A 14,986-nucleotide genomic window follows, 5' to 3' on the forward strand; every position below is an offset into this window, starting at 1 on the left:
TCTCCCCATTGATGGGAGCGCTCCCATTGGTGTTTCGGAACGGGACTGTAGAAGCTGCGCATGACCCTGACAAGGCTGTGCGCGGGAAACTGTCGAATTCATTTCGAAGCCGCAGGTCAGCGAGGTGATCCTCAAGGGCCCCAGGGCTCGGGAGCGCTCCCGAAACATTCGATGGCGCGGTGCCCCCGAGGCGGTCGGGGAGAGGGGAGGCGGGTCAGGCGGAGCCGCGCAGCACCAGTTCCGTGCGGAGGATGACGTGACGCCAGGCCACCTCCGGCTCCTCCATCTCCTCCAGCAGCAGCCGCACCATCGTCCGGCCGATCTCCTCCAGCGGCTGGCGCACCGTGGTCAGCTTCGGAGCCGTGTGCTGGGCGAGCGGGAAGTCGTCGAAACCGATCACCGCGACGTCCTCCGGCACCCGGCGTCCCGCCGCGCGCAGGGCGTCGAGCGCGCCCGCGGCCATGGTGTCCGACGCGGCGAACACACCGTCGATCTCCGGGGCGCGCTCGATGAGCCCGGCCATCGCCCGGCGCCCGCTGTCCGCGGAGAAGTCCCCCTCGGCCGTCCAGGCCGGCCTGCTCTCGACGCCCGCCCGCTCCAGCGCCTCGCGGTACCCGCGCAGCCGGCACTGGGCCACGTACATGTCGAGCGGTCCGGTGATGGTCGCGATCGACCGGCGCCCGAGGCCCAGCAGGTGCGCCACCGCGCCGCAGGCGCCGCCGGCGTTGTCCGCGTCGACGTAGGTCACGCTCTCCTCGCCCGAGCGCCGCCCCAGCAGGACGGTGGGCAGTCCCACGTCGGCCAGCATGTCGGGCAGCGCGTCCTCGGCGTGCACGGACATCAGCATCACGCCGTCGACCCGGCCGCCGCGCGCGTACTCCACCAGACGCTGCCGTTCGGCGTCCGTGCGGACCAGTGTGAGCAGCAGCTGCACCTTGGTGTCGGTCAGCGCGTCGCCGACGGACCGGACGATCTCCGAGAAGAACGGCTCGCCGAACTGCCGCCAGTCCGGCTCCGTCATGACCAGTGCGACGGCGTCGGCACGCCGTCCCGCCAGCGAACGGGCCGCCAGATTGGGCACGTACCCCAGTTCGGCGATGGCGCGCTGCACGGCACGACGGGTCGAGTCCTTCACGCCCGCCGCGTCGTTGATGACGCGGGAGACGGTGCCCCGCCCCACACCGGCGAGCGCGGCCACCTCCTCCAGCGTCGGTGTAACGGGACGCTGCCTGCGCATGACCACCCCCACGAGACCACTAGATCTTACGACCACCGGGGGGTGGAACGGCCGTACTTCGCACAGGCTGCGCGCCCGGACGGTGACCGGTTCCGGCCGGCGGCGCCGACGTCGGGCCGGCGTCCCGGCGGGCCTCACGGGGTGGTGCGGACCGGACGGAGGGGAGAGCTGCTCGCACACCCGCGCGGGATCGGGATCGACGCGGGGCCGGCCTCCGGGTCCCGGCCACGCCCGTCCACCGGTTCCGCGGCCATCCGCCGGCCGGGAGGCCGTGACGGGGCCCCGGTTTCACCGGGCGGGGAGGTGATACCCGGCTCCCGGAGCTGTTCCCACACGCGCGGGAGGACTCATGGCAACCGGTGAGACGGGCTTCAGCGACGTCGTGTACGACCTGATCTCCGTGCAGTACCACGCGCTGAAGGCGGGTCACGACTACGGCCAGTACGTCCGGGACGCGGAGAACGCGGGTCACCAGGAGATCGCCGACTTCTTCCGGGAGGTCATGGAACAGGACTCGGAACGCGCGGCCCGCTGCCACCGCCACCTCGTCCGGCTGTCCGGTACCGAGGAGGCCGGGCCGGCCGTCGGCTGACCGCGGGGCCCCGCCCGGTCGGTGACCGCCCGGCGTGCGGGCGGGCGGGGCGCCCCGCACGCTGGTGCCATGGCGAACGACCGGCCCATCGTGATCTATCCCCCCGGCGAGGACGGCGGTCGGCGTGTCCGCGGCGGCGCGCGGTTCCTCGGGATGGCGTACGGAATGCTGGACGTGGTGGAGTTACTGCGCCTCGCGGGACTGGAGAGCGTCGACGACGACTGGCTGCGCCGGTCCGCGACGGTGGAGTGGCGCGGCGGCGGCCCGGACGTGTGGAGCGCTCACGGCTGACCGGTGCGCCGGGGACGTCGCGGCTCCGGGCAGCCCCGGACCCGGTGGCCCCCCGTACGGCTGCCGACGGGCTCTCCCCACACCTGCCCCCCCCGGAGGTGCGTGCCGTGCGGGACGCCGGGCGGCACGCCGGAGCCCCGGCGGGGCCGCGCGGCCCCGCCGGGGCGAGGTGGTCCGTCAGCAGGCGCGGGTCAGCGGGTGAAGGTGACCCGGTGCTCCTTCAGGGCGCCGCAGTTGGAGCCGTACACCTGGACGTACACGGTGTCGATGCTGCCGCCCCAGTCCACGCAGTGGCCCTTGCCGTAGACGCGGGCCGGCCCCGCGTACGAGGTGAACCGCCCGTCGTCCTGGGCGCCCTCCTCGGTGTCGGGGACGTAGGCCCACGCGGACATGTCCAGGGCGGTGCCGGGGTTGTTGCGGATGGTCGCGACGCAGTTCAGGCCGTTGGCCGCGTTGTACGTCAGGTAGACGGTGCCCAGGGAGCCGACGGCCGCCGAGTTCACGGTCTTGTAGGCGCTTCCGCAGACCTTCTGCGGGGTGGTGTTGGGTGCGGCCGAGGCCGGTGAGGCCAGGGCGGTGGCGGTCCCCACCGACAGGGCGGCCAACGCGGATGCGGCCAGCACGGAACGGCTGAATCTCATATTTCCCCCTTGCGGCTCTTGGAGCGGTTGCTCCTGTCCGGTGTGACCCGCGGGCCGCGCGAATGGTTGTGCCGTGTTCGACGGCGGACACCGGGCGCGCGGCGGGGGGCGGTGGGTGCCGGGGCCGCGGCCCGGCCCCCGTGCGTGCCGGGGGAGGCCCGTCGGCGGCGCCACAGGGACGCCTCGAGCAGCGCGGGCGGGGTGTCGTGCTTCTCGTGCGCGGCCAGGTCGGTGCCCGGGGCGACGACGGAGTCGATCGCGTCGAGCACGTCGGCGGTGAGCACGGTGTCGGCGGCGGCGAGCTGGGAGCTCAGGTGGTCCGGTGTGCGCGGTCCGATGAGGGCGCTGGTCACGGCCGGGTGCGCGGCGTCGACGACGGCGGTGGCCTCCTCCTGGGTGGTGCGTCCGATCGTGCCGAAGTTCATCGCGCCGAGCGCGAGGGTGCTGACCTGGACGCCGGTGAGGCCCAGAGTGCGGTACTGCATGGTCGTGTCTCCTCGGTGCGGGGTGGGGTGACGGTGGCGGCGCACGGCTTGGTGGCCGGTGCCCGCTCTGGCATCATGACCAAACGGAACCGTGTTCCGAAAATATGCAGAGCGTTGTTCCGTTTTGGCGGGCGGTGCGGGGCACGTGGCGCATGGCACAGGGGAGTGGTACGTGGTGACGGGCGAAGGGAGCGGCGCGGTGAGCGACAGTGACGAGGGCGCCGGAGGCGTGACTCCGTCCCGGCGCAAGGACGCCCGGCGCAACAAGGAGAACCTGCTCGACGCCGCCGCCGCGGTCTTCGTCACGTCGGGCGTGGACGCGCCGGTCCGTGACATCGCGGCCCGGGCCGGCGTCGGGCTGGGCACGATCTACCGCCACTTCCCGACGCGGGCGGACCTCATCATCGCCGTCTACCGGCACCAGGTCGACGCCTGCGCCGAGGCCGGCCCGGCCCTGCTGGCCTCCGGCGCGACCCCGCACGCGGCACTGGGGGAGTGGATCTCGCTCTTCGTCGACTTCCTGGTCACCAAGCACGGGCTCGCCGCCGTGCTGCACTCCGACGAGGCCGGCTTCGGCGCCCTGCACACCTACTTCCTCGACCGTCTCGTGCCGGTCTGCGCCCAGTTGCTCGAAGCCGCCGCGGCCGCCGGTGAGATCCGCTCCGACATCGACGCCTACGCGCTCATGCGTGGTGTCGGGAACCTGTGCATCGGCGCGGAGAACGACCCCCGCTACGACGCGCGCCGGCTGGTCGGGCTTCTCGTCGCGGGGCTGGGCTCACCCCGGCACGGCCTTCCCGGCCGGTGAGGGACACCGCGCGCGCCGTGCCGCACCTCCGGCCGGTCTCCCGCTCCACGGGCGGGAAGGCTGCGCACGGCGACCGCCGGATCGCCGGACACGGCGCCGCCCGGTCACCTGCCGTCGCTCCCCTCGGTGTCCTCCAGTGCGGCCCGTCCGGCCTCAAGCCGGGCCACCGGGACCCGGAAGGGGGAGCAGGAGACGTAGTCCAGTCCGGTGGTGTGGAAGAAGTGCACCGAGTCGGGGTCGCCGCCGTGTTCGCCGCACACGCCGGTCTTGAGGTCCGGGCGGGTGGCGCGGCCCTCGGTGACGGCGATGCGCACCAGCCGGCCCACGCCGTCGCGGTCGAGCGTCTCGAACGGCGACGTGGGGAAGACGCCCTTGTCGAGGTAGGCGGAGAAGAACTCCGCCTCGACGTCGTCGCGGGAGAAGCCCCAGGTGGTCTGGGTCAGGTCGTTGGTGCCGAAGGAGAAGAACTCCGCCTCCTCGGCGATCCGGCCCGCCGTCAGCGCCGCCCTGGGCAGCTCGATCATGGTGCCGACGGGGCACGTGACCGGCACGCCCGACGTCTCGGAGACCTCGGCCAGCACCCGTCGCACCTCCTCGCGTACGAGGCGCAGTTCGCGGACGTCGCCGACGAGCGGGACCATGATCTCCGCCCGGGGGGCGCCGCCGGCCCGGGTGCGTGCGGCGACGGCCTCGCCGATGGCCCGGACCTGCATGGCGACCAGGCCGGGAACCACCAGCCCCAGCCGCACACCGCGCAGCCCGAGCATCGGGTTCTCCTCGTGCATCCGGTTCACCGCGGCCAGCAGTTCGGCGTCGTGCGGGTCCGACTGCTCGCCGCGGGCCTCGGTGGCGGCGATCCGCACCGCCAGGTCGGTGCGGTCGGGCAGGAACTCGTGCAGCGGCGGGTCGAGGAGCCGGATGGTGACCGGCAGGCCGTCCATCGCCTCCAGGATGGCCGTGAAGTCCTGCCGCTGGAGCGGCAGGAGGTCCGCCAGGGCCCGCTCGCGCCCGGCGTCCGTGTCGGCCAGGATCATCTGCTCCACCAGCTTGCGGCGCTCGCCGAGGAACATGTGCTCGGTGCGGCACAGCCCGATGCCCTGCGCACCGAACCGGCGGGCCCGGGCGGCGTCCTCGGGGGTGTCGGCATTGGCCCGCACCTGAAGCCGCCGCACGGTGTCGGCCCGTGTCAGCGCCCGCGCCACCGCGTCGACCGCCCCGGCCGCTTCCCCGCCGGTCCCACCGGTCTCCAGGAACCGCATGACCGCCGAGTCGACGAGGGGCACCGCCCCCGGGTACACGGCGCCGGCGGAGCCGTCCACGGAGATGACCGTGCCCTCCGCGACGACGGTGCCGTCCGCGGTGGTGAGGCGGCGGGCCCCGGTGTCCACGGTGAGTTCCTCGGCGCCGCACACACAGACCTTGCCCATCCCGCGGGCGACGACGGCGGCGTGGCTGGTCTTGCCGCCGCGGCTGGTGAGCACCGCCTGGGCGGCGATCATGCCGGGCAGGTCGTCGGGGGTGGTCTCCTGCCGGACCAGCACCACCTTCTCGCCGGCCGCGGCGCGCCGCACCGCCTCCGCCGAGTCGAAGACGGCCGCGCCGACCGCGGCGCCGGGTGAGGCCGGGAGGCCGCGGGCGAGCGGGTCGCCGTGCTCCGAGGTGTCGAAGCGCGGGAACATCAGCCGGGCCAGGCCCTCGCCGCTCACCCGGGCGAGGCCCTCGTCCGGGGTGATGAGCCCTTCGTCGGCGAGGGCGGCGGCGAGGACGAAGGCCGCCTCGGCGGTGCGCTTGCCGACCCGGGTCTGGAGCATCCACAGCGTGCCGCGCTCGATGGTGAACTCGATGTCGCACAGGTCCCGGTAGTGCCGCTCCAGGGTCTCCATGTGCGTCCGCAGCCGGGCGTACGACCCGGGGTCCAGGTGCTCCAGCTCGCTCAGCGGCACGGTGTTGCGGATGCCGGCGACGACGTCCTCGCCCTGGGCGTCGGGCAGGTAGTCGCCGTACGGGCCCCGGCGCCCGGTGGCCGGGTCGCGGGTGAAGGCGACGCCGCTGCCGGAGTCGGGGCCGAGGTTGCCGAAGACCATGCGCTGCACACTGACGGCGGTGCCCAGGTCGTCGGCGATGTGCTCGCGCCGCCGGTACAGGCGGGCGCGTTCGCCGTTCCAGGACTCGAAGACGGCCAGGACCGCCCGGCGCAGCTGCTCGGCGGGCGACTGCGGGAAGTCCTCGCCCGTCTCCCGGCGGATCAGGTTCTTGTACGTCTCCACCAGCCCGGCCAGGTCACCGGCCTCCAGGTGCACGTCGTCCGGGGCGCCCCGCGCCTCCTTGAGCCCGGTCATCGCCCGCTCGAACAGTCCGGCCTCGACACCCATGACCGTGCTGCCGAACATCTGCACGAGGCGGCGGTAGGAGTCCCAGGCGAAGCGGTCGCTGCCGGAGGCCTCGGCCAGGCCCGTGACGGAGTCGTCGTTCAGGCCGATGTCGAGGATCGTCTCCATCATGCCGGGCATGGAGAACCTCGCGCCGGAGCGGACGGACACCAGCAGGGGATCGTCCGGCTGTCCCAGCCGCCGGCCCGCGGCCTCCTCGACGGCCGCCAGGTGGTCGGAGATCTCCCGTGACATGCCCTCGGGCTCGCCGCCGGTGGTGAGGAAGGACCGGCACGCCTCGGTGGTGATGACGAAACCCGGCGGGACCGGCAGCCCGAGCCGGGTCATCTCGGCCAGGTTCGAGCCCTTGCCGCCGAGCAGACCGGCCATCTCGCGACCGCCCTCGGCGAAGTCGTACACGTAACGGACCATGACACCGTGCTCCTCCACTAGAGGCCTGATGCATCCAGCGTCGGGGCGGCGGGTTCCCGGCGCGAGGCGCCGGCCGGCCCGGACACGGGACCGGTGGACCCCGCCGCCGTCCGCCGGCGGTGCTCCCCGCCGCCCGGACGGCGCCCTCGGCGGCCGCCGGGCCGCCTCCGCCGGCCGGACCGCCACCCGGAAGCGTCCTTTGCCCGTTCTTTACAACCCGTGCCGTCGCCGCCTCGTCTCTCCGCACGATCCACCACCCAGCCCGCCGGGCCACCGTGCGGGCGGACCGACGAAAGAGAGCGACCATGCGCCGAACCGTCCTCAGTGCCACGGCACTCGCCTGCACCGCCGTACTGGCGGGCACGGTCCCCGCGTTCGCCGACGGACCCTCCCCGGTGCCCGCGGCCACCGCGGCCCCCGGCGACTCGCCGGTCCCGGCCGACGCCGCGGACCCCAGCCCCGTACCGGCCGAGAGCGACGCATCGGACCCGTCGGCGGCCCCCGGCGGGGTCACCGTCGTGCCGAGCGGCGCGCCCGACACCGGAGTCGTGTCCGAGGCCGCGGAGCCCGGAGCCGACGGCGCGCTGATCGGCGGGAGCGCCGCCGCGGTGCTCGCCGCCGGCGCGACGGTCGTCCTCGTGCGTCGCCGACGGGCGAACACGGCGTGACACCGCTCTCCAGGCGTGCCTTCGCCACCGCTGCGACGGCCGCGCTGCTGGTCGGCTGCGGTGGCGGCCACCGGACCCGCGGGCCCGTCGGGGAACCCCCCGGGAGCGCGGCTCCGCCGGACCGGTCCTCCGCGAAGCCGGCGCGCGTCCTCGGGCGTTCGGTCCCGGTCGGACTGGAGATACCGGCCATCGGGGTCGACACCCCGGTCATCCGGCTGGGACTGTCTCCGGACCGCACGGTCCAGGTGCCTCCGGTCACCGCCCACGACCGCGCGGGCTGGTACCGGCACTCGCCGACGCCCGGCCAGCGGGGCCCGTCGGTGATCCTCGGCCATGTCACGGTCGGCTCCCACGGGGACGGCGTCTTCCGCCACCTCGCGCGTCTGCGCCGGGGGGACGGGATCGTGGCACGCCTGGAGAACGGCGCGGCGCCGGTGTTCGCCGTCGACTCGGTCCGGACGGTCGCCAAGGCGGAGTTCCCGACGGACGCGGTCTACGGTGACGTCGGCCGGCCGGAGCTGCGGCTCATCACCTGTGGTGGCCCGCGCACCGGCGACGAGTACCGCGACAACGTGATCGTGTTCGCCGCGCTGACCTCCGCGAGTCCCTGACCCGCCGGCGCCCCGGGGCCCGGGCCGTGCGCCCGGGCCCCGGGCCCGACGGATCCCACGACACCCATTACCGCCACGATCATGGAGAGCGTTGAAACGGTCCAGAGAGCAGGCGGCGTCCGAGCTCTTCGCCGCCCTCTACCCGCGCCTCGCCGGCTGGTGCCGCCGGCTGGTCGACGACGACGAGACGGCCCACGAGATCGCCTCGGAGGCGTTCACCCGGCTGTGGGCCCGTTGGACGTCCGTGGCCGAGCCCCGGGGCTTCCTCTACGTCACGGCGGCCAACCTCGTCCGGGACCACTGGCGCAAACTCGAGCGCGAGCGCAGAGCCGTGCACCGCGTCACCGCCGAGACCGCCGTCCGCCCGCACGCCGAGCAGTCCGACCCGTCCGTGCGCCTGCTCGTGCAGGCGCTGCCGGAACGACTGCGCGTCCCTGTCCTGCTGCACTACTACGCCGACCTGCCGATCCGGGAGGTGTCCGCGGTGACCGGACGCAAGGAGGGAACCGTCAAGGCCGACCTCCACGCGGCCCGGGAACTGCTCCGAGCCCACCTGAGGAGAAGCCTTGATCACACACGTTGACGACGATCCGGAGTTCGACCCGGACGATCCCCTCGCCGTCCTCCTGCGGCCCACCTCCGACCGCCTCGGCCCGCCTGCCGGCCGGTACGAGGAGATCCGCCGCGGCGCGGCACGGCGTCGACTGGCCCGCGCCGCCGTCGGGGCCGGACTGACCTGCGCCGTCGCCGTCCTCGTCGCGCTCCCTCTGTGGCCGTCGGCCCCCGACGGCCCGGTGTCCCCGACGGTCCCTCTCGCCCCGCCCGCGGTGAGCGGCCCGTCCCCCACGCCCACCCCGTCGCGGCCACCGGAGTCCGCCGAGCCCCGCCCCGTCCCCCGGCCCCCGACCGACAGTCCCACGACCCCGGCGAGCGGGGTCGTCCCCGCGCCCGGCCCGCGGTGACCCCGTACGGCCGGGCCGAGTCCTTGAACCACTGGGTCACCATGAGGTTACCCAGTCACCGAAAAGTGCGTTCTTCCAGGTCAGCGATCCCTCTCCTATGGTTTCCGAGTAACCGCAAGTGACCACAAGGGTCTTGTACGGCAAGGAGCGGACAGCATGGCCATCACTCTGATGAACCCCGACGGGCTGTTGAGGACGGACGTCTACCGGCAGGTGTCCGTCGCATCCGGCTCGCGGCTGGTCTTCGTCGCGGGGCAGGTCGCCTGGGACGCGGAGGGGGTCACGGTCGGGGCGGGCGACCTCGCCGCGCAGGTCGAGCAGTGCTACCTCAACATCGGCACCGCCCTGGCCGGGGCCGGCGGCTCCTTCGACGACGTGGCGAAGCTGACGGTCCACGTCGTCGACTGGACCCCCGACAAGATGCCCCTGCTCCTGGAGGGGATCTCCCGCGCGGCCGCGAAGCTGGGCGTCACCCCGACCCCGCCGGCCACCCTCCTGGGCGTGGCGGCACTCGACGTCCCCGAGCACCTCGTCGAGATCGAAGCCGTCGCGGTCCTCGACTGACGGGCCGCGCGCCGTACCGCAAGCGGGGGCCGCGGGGCGGCGGGCCGGCCGCCCCCCGGTCGGCGTCCGCCCGCCCGCCGACGGCGCGGTGGCAGGAGTCAGGCCGCCGGCCGGTCGTCCACCGCGATGCCCAGCCGGTCGGCCACGGCGGTGAGGGCCGCCCCCAGGGGGAGCGCGACCCGGGTGACGGCGTGCCGGTCGCCCCGGGTCGGGTCCCGGTTGACGATCAGCACCGGTGTGCCGGCCTGGGCGGCCTGGCGGACGAAGCGGAGGCCGGACATCACCGTCAGCGACGATCCCAGCACGAGCAGCGAGGACGCCTCGCGGACCAGCGCGCGGCAGTGCGCGACCCGCCGCGGCGGCACGTTCTCGCCGAAGAACACCACGTCCGGTTTGAGGACGCCGCCGCAGACCGCGCAGGGCACCACGCGGAAGTCCCCGACCTGCTCGTCGGTGAGGTCGGCGTCACCGTCGGGGTTGATGCCCGCGGCCACCGGCGCGAAGCCCGCGTTGGCCTCCTCCAGCCGCCGGGCGAGTTCGTGGCGCGGACCGAGGGCGCCGCAGGAGAGGCAGACGACCCGGTCCAGGCTGCCGTGGAGCTCCACCACCCCCTCGCTGCCGGCGGCCTGGTGCAGGCCGTCGACGTTCTGGGTGATCACTCCCGACAGCAGCCCCTGCCTTCCGAACGCGGCCACGGCCCGGTGCCCGGCGTTGGGCAGGGCACGACGGAAGGTGCGCCAGCCGAGGTGGCTGCGCGCCCAGTACCGACGCCGGGCCAGGGCGCTGCCGGTGAAGTCCTGGTAGGTCATCGGCGTGTGACGGCTCAGGCTCCCGCCCTCGCCCCGGTAGTCGGGGATGCCCGACTCCGTGGAGATGCCCGCCCCGCTGAGCACCAGCACACCGCCGGTGCCCAGCGCGTCGACGACCGGCTCCGGATCCGTGGAACCCGGCGGCAGGTCTTCCTCGGGGGTCCAGCTCAGGGTGGGGCGCATACGCATGCGGCCAGGGTACGGTGCCCGTCCTCCCGGACGGCCGGCGTCCGGTCGTCCCGTCGATCCGTTCACGGAGGACGTCCGCGTGGCCGGTGTGGCGCCCGGCCCCCTCGACCATGCGGGTGGACGCCCAGCGGACACCCGGAGCGGGACCGCTCGGCCGGGGGAGGGGTGCGCCGCCCGGCAGCCCCTTTCCGGCCGGCGGCGACGAGCGGCGGGCCCGGCTGAACGGTGGGACCGGTAGGCACGTAAGAGGAGGGCGGCGGGCCTCTCGCACGGGTGACTCCCGGTGCCGGCCCGCCCCGCCGCACCGGCCTACCCGAGGAGTACGCGACGATGAGCACCGCACGCGCGAGTGACCGGCTGGCCCGCCACCAACCGCTCGTCCTGGGCCTGTTCCGCGTCGTCCTGGGCCTGCTGTTCACCAGTGAGGGCGTCGCCACGGTCTTCGGCGTGCTGGGCAGGAAGGCCGCCCCGGCGGGTGACTGGCCGTTCTGGTACGCGGGCGTGATCGAACTCGTCTGCGGTGCCCTGGTGCTCCTCGGATGGGCGACCCGTGGCGCGGCGTTCCTCAGCTCGGGAGCCATGGCCTTCGCCTACTTCACCGAGCACCAGCAGGACGGTCTGTTCCCGCTGCAGAACGGCGGTCTGGCACCGGCGCTGTTCTGCTGGGGCTTCCTGCTGCTGGCCTTCTTCGGGCCGGGCGCCCTGTCCCTGACGGGCCTGCCGCGTTCCGGTGCGGGCGGGGACGCCGCGGCGTCCCCCCGCGTCCGGGCAGGGCGTGGAGGAGCCGCGGGAGAGCGGTGGCCCGGCCGGACCGGTGCCGCCGGACCGGGAGGCGCCGCGGAGGGAGGATCTTCGGCCGAAGGCCTGGCGGCGTCCCCCGTCCGGGGCAAGGAGACGGCCGCCGGCGAGCGGCCGCGCGCCGGCCCGGTGTAACAGTTCCCTATGATCCATAGACGAAATGCCTCCCCGGGTGACGTGCGGGGTCCGCTGAGAAGCCGGATCCGGGCCGCCGCGATCGTCCTGATCGCCACGACCGCGCTGGGGGTGACCGCCGAGGCGAAGGCGTCCTCGCCGTCGGCGCCCCGGGGGGTCGACTGGGACGCCATCGCCGCGTGCGAGTCCGGCGGCGACTGGCAGGCGAACACCGGCAACGGCCACTACGGCGGCCTGCAGTTCGCACAGTCGAGCTGGGTCGCGGCCGGGGGACTCGAGTACGCCCCGCGCGCGGACCTGGCGACCCGCGAGGAACAGATCATCGTGGCCGAACGCCTGGCCCGGCTCCAGGGAATGTCGGCCTGGTCCTGCGCCTGACCCACCGGCCCGCTCCGCCCGGCCGCGGGAAGCGGCTCCCGCGTGCGTACGGCTCAGCCGTGGGAGAGGGCGAACGACACCAGGAAGCCGCTCACGGTGACCAGCCCGATGGCCAGGTGGGCGTCCTCGAACGCCTCGGGGATCATCGTGTCGGCGATCATCGCCAGGATCGCCCCGGCGGCCACCGCGGTCACGGCGGCGATCACGGCCGGGGAGAAGTCCCCGATCACCGTGTAGCCGAGGACCGCCGCGAGGGTGCTCGCGGCGGCGATGGCGGCCCACACCCCGAAGACGTAGGCCTTGCCGCGGCCCGCCTTCTTCATGCCCGCCGAACTGGACATCCCCTCGGGGACGTTGCTGATGAACACCGCCGCCACGGTCACCAGGCTCACCGCTCCGCCGTCGAGCAGGCTCACGCCGATGACCGCGGACTCCGGGACGCCGTCGAGCAGCGCCCCGAAGGCGAGCGCGAGGCCGGAGCCGGCCTGCTGACCCTCGGACGGCTGCGCCTGTTCCCGCCGGTGGCCCGAGCGCTTGCGGTGCCGGGCGCCGCGGCGGGCCAGCCACAGGTTGCCCGCGGTGTAGGCCACCGCGCCGGCCAGTGTGCCGACGGCCGCGGGAGCCAGCCCGGCCTGGTCGTAGGCCTCCCCGACCAGTTCGAAGCTGACGGCCGACAGCAGCACCCCGGCGCCGAAGGCCATCACCGTCGCGATCACCTTCTGCGGGATCCGCAGCCCGTATCCCAGCGCCGCCCCGACCAGCAGGGCCGATCCCGCAACCAGCCCCCACCAACCCGCCTGAAGCACGTGTGTCATGGGTCCCCGGTACCCGTCGCGGGCCGGGTCACGGCCGGCCTGCGGCGCCGTGGCCCGGCCGCCTCCTCGTCCACCGGGCTGATGAGGAGCAGGGCGATGTCGTCGCCCGGGGTGGGGGCGTGGCGGATGAGAGTGTCGGCCATGGCGTCGAGGTCGGCCGGGTCCGCGTCCTCGAGGAGCCCCGCGAGGGCCGCGGTCGCGTCATCGATGTCCACTCCGGGAGCCTCGACGAGCCCGTCGGTGTAGAGGGCGAGCACGCAGTCGGCCGGCAGGGGGAACTCCAGGGCCGGGTAGCGGGAGTCCGGCTCGATGCCGAGGAGGAGACCGGGGGTGACCGGGAGGACCTCGGTGCGTCCGTCGGCGTGACGGAGCAGGGGCGGCGGGTGGCCGGCGGTGGCCGTGCAGGCGCGACGGCCGGCGAGGTCGAGGTGGACGTAGAGGCAGCTGGTGAACAGGCCCGGCTCGAGGTCGGTGAGCAGCCGGTTGGTGCCGGCCAGGACCTGATCGGGGGCCGAGCCCACGGTGGCGTGGGCGTGGACGGCGGTGCGGACCTGCCCCATGAGCGCCGCGGCGTCCACGTTGTGGCCCTGTACGTCGCCGATGGTGGCGCCTGCGGTGTGCTCGTCGAGGCGGATGAGGTCGTAGAAGTCGCCGCCGATGCCCAGGCCCCGGGCCGCCGGGAGGTAGCGCGCGGCCACCTTCAGGCCGGGGACGCGGGGGAGCGTGTGCGGCAGCAGGGCGGACTGCAGACGGTGGGCGAGGTCGTGTTTGGTGTCGTAGAGGCGGGCGCGGTCCAGGGCCTGTCCCACCAGGCCCGCCATCGAGGTGAGGACGGCGCGTTCACCGGGCGGGAAGGCGCGGGACCGGCGGTAGGAGAGGAGGAGGGAGCCCTTGGGGCGGCCGGAGGCGATCAGCGGCAGGACGGCCCAGGCGGCCATCCCGTCCTCGTGGGTCATCGCCGGGTACTCGCGCTGGAGCTCGGCGAACGTGGTGAAGAAGCCCGGGACGCCGGTGGTCAGGACCCTGGCGGCGGGGATGTCCGTGCTCAGGGGGACGCTGTCGAAGCGGGCCACGAGCTCGGGGCTGTAGCCGCGGTGGCCGAGGATCCTCAGCCGGCCGTCCTCGGGGGCCATCAGCACCATGCCCTGGGCGCCGAGGGCGGGCAGCAGCTGGTCGGCGGTCTGGTCGGCCACGTCCTGTACGCCCACGGCCTCGGTCAGGGTGGCCGCCAGCTGCATCAGCTGGTACAGCAGGACCGCGCGGCTGGGGCCGGCGGCCGACGCGGCCGACGTGGCGGAAGCGTCCCCGGACGGATCGGCGCGGGTGATGCGGACGCTGATGCCGGAGGGGTCCGGGTACAGCTCGAACGCCAGCCAGGTGTCCGGGGGACGCAGGACGGTGAACTCCTGCGGCCGGTTGCTGACCAGCGCGGCCCGGTAGCGGTCCTCGACCTGGGGGACGTCCATCCACGGCAGCGCCTCCCACGGGAGGGCGCCCACCAGCTCGTCCGGCCCGGCGCCGAGGAGTTCGGTGGCGGCGGGGGTGACGAAGGTCATGCGGCCGTTCATGTCCAGCGCGCAGGAGCCTCCGGGCAGGCGGTCGACGAAGGCCGCGACCGCGGCCGCCTCGCCGGGCGGGACCGTGCGTCCCTTCGGCAGGGGCAGGGTCCGCGGCCGGCCGGCGGGCAGCAGCGGATCGCCGCGGTCCGCGGCCTCCCGGAGGAGGCCGCCCAGACGGTGGCAGCCCGCCTCGATGGCATCGCGCTCGCCGGGACCCAGCTGCGGTGGATGGGCTCCGGACCACAGCAGCACCAGTCCGCCCAGGGCCGCGGTGCCCGACGCGACCGGGGCGGCCGCGAGCGCGAAGTCGTACGGCAGCACGAGGGCCGGCCGCGGGTAGCGGCGCGCCAGCTCCTCCTGCCCGGAGATCCACACCAGGCGCCGCTCGCGCACGGCGTCCGCCACCGGCATCGGGTCGGTCAGCGCGATCCGCCGCCACGGGGTCGCGAGCTCGTGCGGGGCTCCCGCCACCACGACCAGCCACAGGGCGTCGTCGTCCGGCGGCAGCACGTACAGCAGCCCGCCGTACGCGCCGCTCTCCCGCACCACGGCGGCCATCGCGGTTTCCATCAGCCGCCCACCCGAACCTCATCGGCTTCCCGGTCGGCCGCCGGTGGCGCGCCGGGCGCGCGGCCCCGGCGGC

15 protein-coding genes and 3 pseudogenes are annotated in these 14,986 nt (G+C 74.6%); 10 read left to right on the top strand and 8 right to left on the bottom strand.

The window, feature by feature from the left end; all coding sequences use genetic code 11:
* Window positions 1-214 precede the first annotated feature (214 nt).
* Window positions 215-1,237: a LacI family DNA-binding transcriptional regulator gene (locus ABTY20_RS08295; RefSeq protein WP_351996165.1), complete on the bottom strand. Its 1,023-nt coding sequence runs from the start codon at window positions 1,235-1,237 to the stop codon at window positions 215-217.
* Window positions 1,238-1,586: 349 nt separating this feature from the next.
* Here ABTY20_RS08295 and ABTY20_RS08300 point away from each other — a divergent pair, with 349 nt between their 5' ends.
* Both ABTY20_RS08300 and ABTY20_RS08305 read left to right on the top strand, forming a co-directional pair.
* Complete coding sequence (locus ABTY20_RS08300) at window positions 1,587-1,829, top strand: acyl carrier protein (protein ID WP_351996166.1); 243 nt, start codon at window positions 1,587-1,589, stop codon at window positions 1,827-1,829.
* Window positions 1,830-1,898: 69 nt separating this feature from the next.
* Window positions 1,899-2,120, top strand: coding sequence for a hypothetical protein (locus ABTY20_RS08305; protein ID WP_351996167.1), 222 nt, complete (start codon window positions 1,899-1,901; stop codon window positions 2,118-2,120).
* 191 nt (window positions 2,121-2,311) lie between these two features.
* Here ABTY20_RS08305 and ABTY20_RS08310 read toward each other — a convergent pair whose 3' ends face one another.
* On the bottom strand, window positions 2,312-2,761 hold the full coding sequence (locus ABTY20_RS08310; RefSeq protein ID WP_351996168.1) for a spore-associated protein: 450 nt from the start codon (window positions 2,759-2,761) through the stop codon (window positions 2,312-2,314).
* A gap of 164 nt (window positions 2,762-2,925) precedes the next feature.
* Window positions 2,926-3,126, bottom strand: a pseudogene (locus ABTY20_RS08315) (aldo/keto reductase); the annotation flags it as partial.
* 319 nt (window positions 3,127-3,445) lie between these two features.
* On the opposite strand from ABTY20_RS08315, the gene ABTY20_RS08320 reads away from it, so the two are divergent.
* A complete protein-coding gene (locus ABTY20_RS08320; RefSeq protein ID WP_351996169.1) occupies window positions 3,446-4,054 on the top strand; it encodes a TetR/AcrR family transcriptional regulator in 609 nt (202 codons plus the stop codon).
* Between the two features lie 104 nt (window positions 4,055-4,158).
* On the opposite strand, the gene ppdK is transcribed toward ABTY20_RS08320, so the two are convergent.
* A complete protein-coding gene (ppdK, locus tag ABTY20_RS08325; RefSeq protein WP_351996170.1) occupies window positions 4,159-6,855 on the bottom strand; it encodes a pyruvate, phosphate dikinase in 2,697 nt (898 codons plus the stop codon).
* 305 nt (window positions 6,856-7,160) lie between these two features.
* Between ppdK and ABTY20_RS08330 the strand changes: the two genes are divergently transcribed.
* From ABTY20_RS08330 to ABTY20_RS08350, 5 genes are all read left to right on the top strand, one after another.
* Window positions 7,161-7,523, top strand: a complete 363-nt coding sequence (locus tag ABTY20_RS08330; RefSeq protein WP_351996171.1) for a sortase-dependent protein — start codon at window positions 7,161-7,163, stop codon at window positions 7,521-7,523.
* Entirely contained in the window at window positions 7,520-8,134 is a 615-nt protein-coding gene (locus ABTY20_RS08335) for a class F sortase (RefSeq protein WP_351996172.1), read from the top strand. Before ABTY20_RS08330 ends, ABTY20_RS08335 begins: the two co-directional genes overlap by 4 nt.
* Before the next feature lie 91 nt (window positions 8,135-8,225).
* Window positions 8,226-8,717 (top strand): RNA polymerase sigma factor, encoded by a 492-nt coding sequence (locus tag ABTY20_RS08340; protein WP_351996173.1) that lies wholly within the window; start codon window positions 8,226-8,228, stop codon window positions 8,715-8,717.
* Window positions 8,701-9,096: a hypothetical protein gene (locus ABTY20_RS08345; protein WP_351996174.1), complete on the top strand. Its 396-nt coding sequence runs from the start codon at window positions 8,701-8,703 to the stop codon at window positions 9,094-9,096. Before ABTY20_RS08340 ends, ABTY20_RS08345 begins: the two co-directional genes overlap by 17 nt.
* A 156-nt stretch (window positions 9,097-9,252) precedes the next feature.
* Window positions 9,253-9,660, top strand: coding sequence for a RidA family protein (locus ABTY20_RS08350; protein WP_351996175.1), 408 nt, complete (start codon window positions 9,253-9,255; stop codon window positions 9,658-9,660).
* A 98-nt stretch (window positions 9,661-9,758) separates the two neighbouring features.
* Here the strand turns inward: ABTY20_RS08350 and ABTY20_RS08355 are convergent, their stop codons facing one another.
* Window positions 9,759-10,658 carry an NAD-dependent protein deacetylase gene (locus ABTY20_RS08355; protein ID WP_351996176.1) on the bottom strand — a complete coding sequence of 300 codons (900 nt, stop codon included), beginning with the start codon at window positions 10,656-10,658 and terminating at the stop codon, window positions 9,759-9,761.
* A gap of 61 nt (window positions 10,659-10,719) precedes the next feature.
* A pseudogene (locus tag ABTY20_RS08360) lies at window positions 10,720-11,001 on the bottom strand (mycothiol transferase); the annotation flags it as partial.
* On the opposite strand from ABTY20_RS08360, the pseudogene ABTY20_RS08365 reads away from it, so the two are divergent.
* Together ABTY20_RS08365 and ABTY20_RS08370 are read left to right on the top strand one after the other, a co-directional pair.
* Window positions 10,989-11,417 (top strand): annotated as a pseudogene (locus ABTY20_RS08365) (DoxX family protein); the annotation flags it as partial. The pseudogenes ABTY20_RS08360 and ABTY20_RS08365 overlap by 13 nt on opposite strands.
* 183 nt (window positions 11,418-11,600) lie before the next feature.
* Window positions 11,601-11,969: a transglycosylase family protein gene (locus ABTY20_RS08370; protein ID WP_351996177.1), complete on the top strand. Its 369-nt coding sequence runs from the start codon at window positions 11,601-11,603 to the stop codon at window positions 11,967-11,969.
* A gap of 53 nt (window positions 11,970-12,022) precedes the next feature.
* Here the strand turns inward: ABTY20_RS08370 and ABTY20_RS08375 are convergent, their stop codons facing one another.
* On the bottom strand, window positions 12,023-12,784 hold the full coding sequence (locus tag ABTY20_RS08375; RefSeq protein ID WP_351996178.1) for a ZIP family metal transporter: 762 nt from the start codon (window positions 12,782-12,784) through the stop codon (window positions 12,023-12,025).
* Window positions 12,781-14,913: a SpoIIE family protein phosphatase gene (locus ABTY20_RS08380; RefSeq protein ID WP_351996179.1), complete on the bottom strand. Its 2,133-nt coding sequence runs from the start codon at window positions 14,911-14,913 to the stop codon at window positions 12,781-12,783. Before ABTY20_RS08380 ends, ABTY20_RS08375 begins: the two co-directional genes overlap by 4 nt.
* Window positions 14,914-14,986 lie beyond the last annotated feature (73 nt).

It is taken from the genome of Streptomyces sp. NPDC126497, assembly GCF_040302425.1.
Lineage (GTDB): Bacteria > Actinomycetota > Actinomycetes > Streptomycetales > Streptomycetaceae > Streptomyces.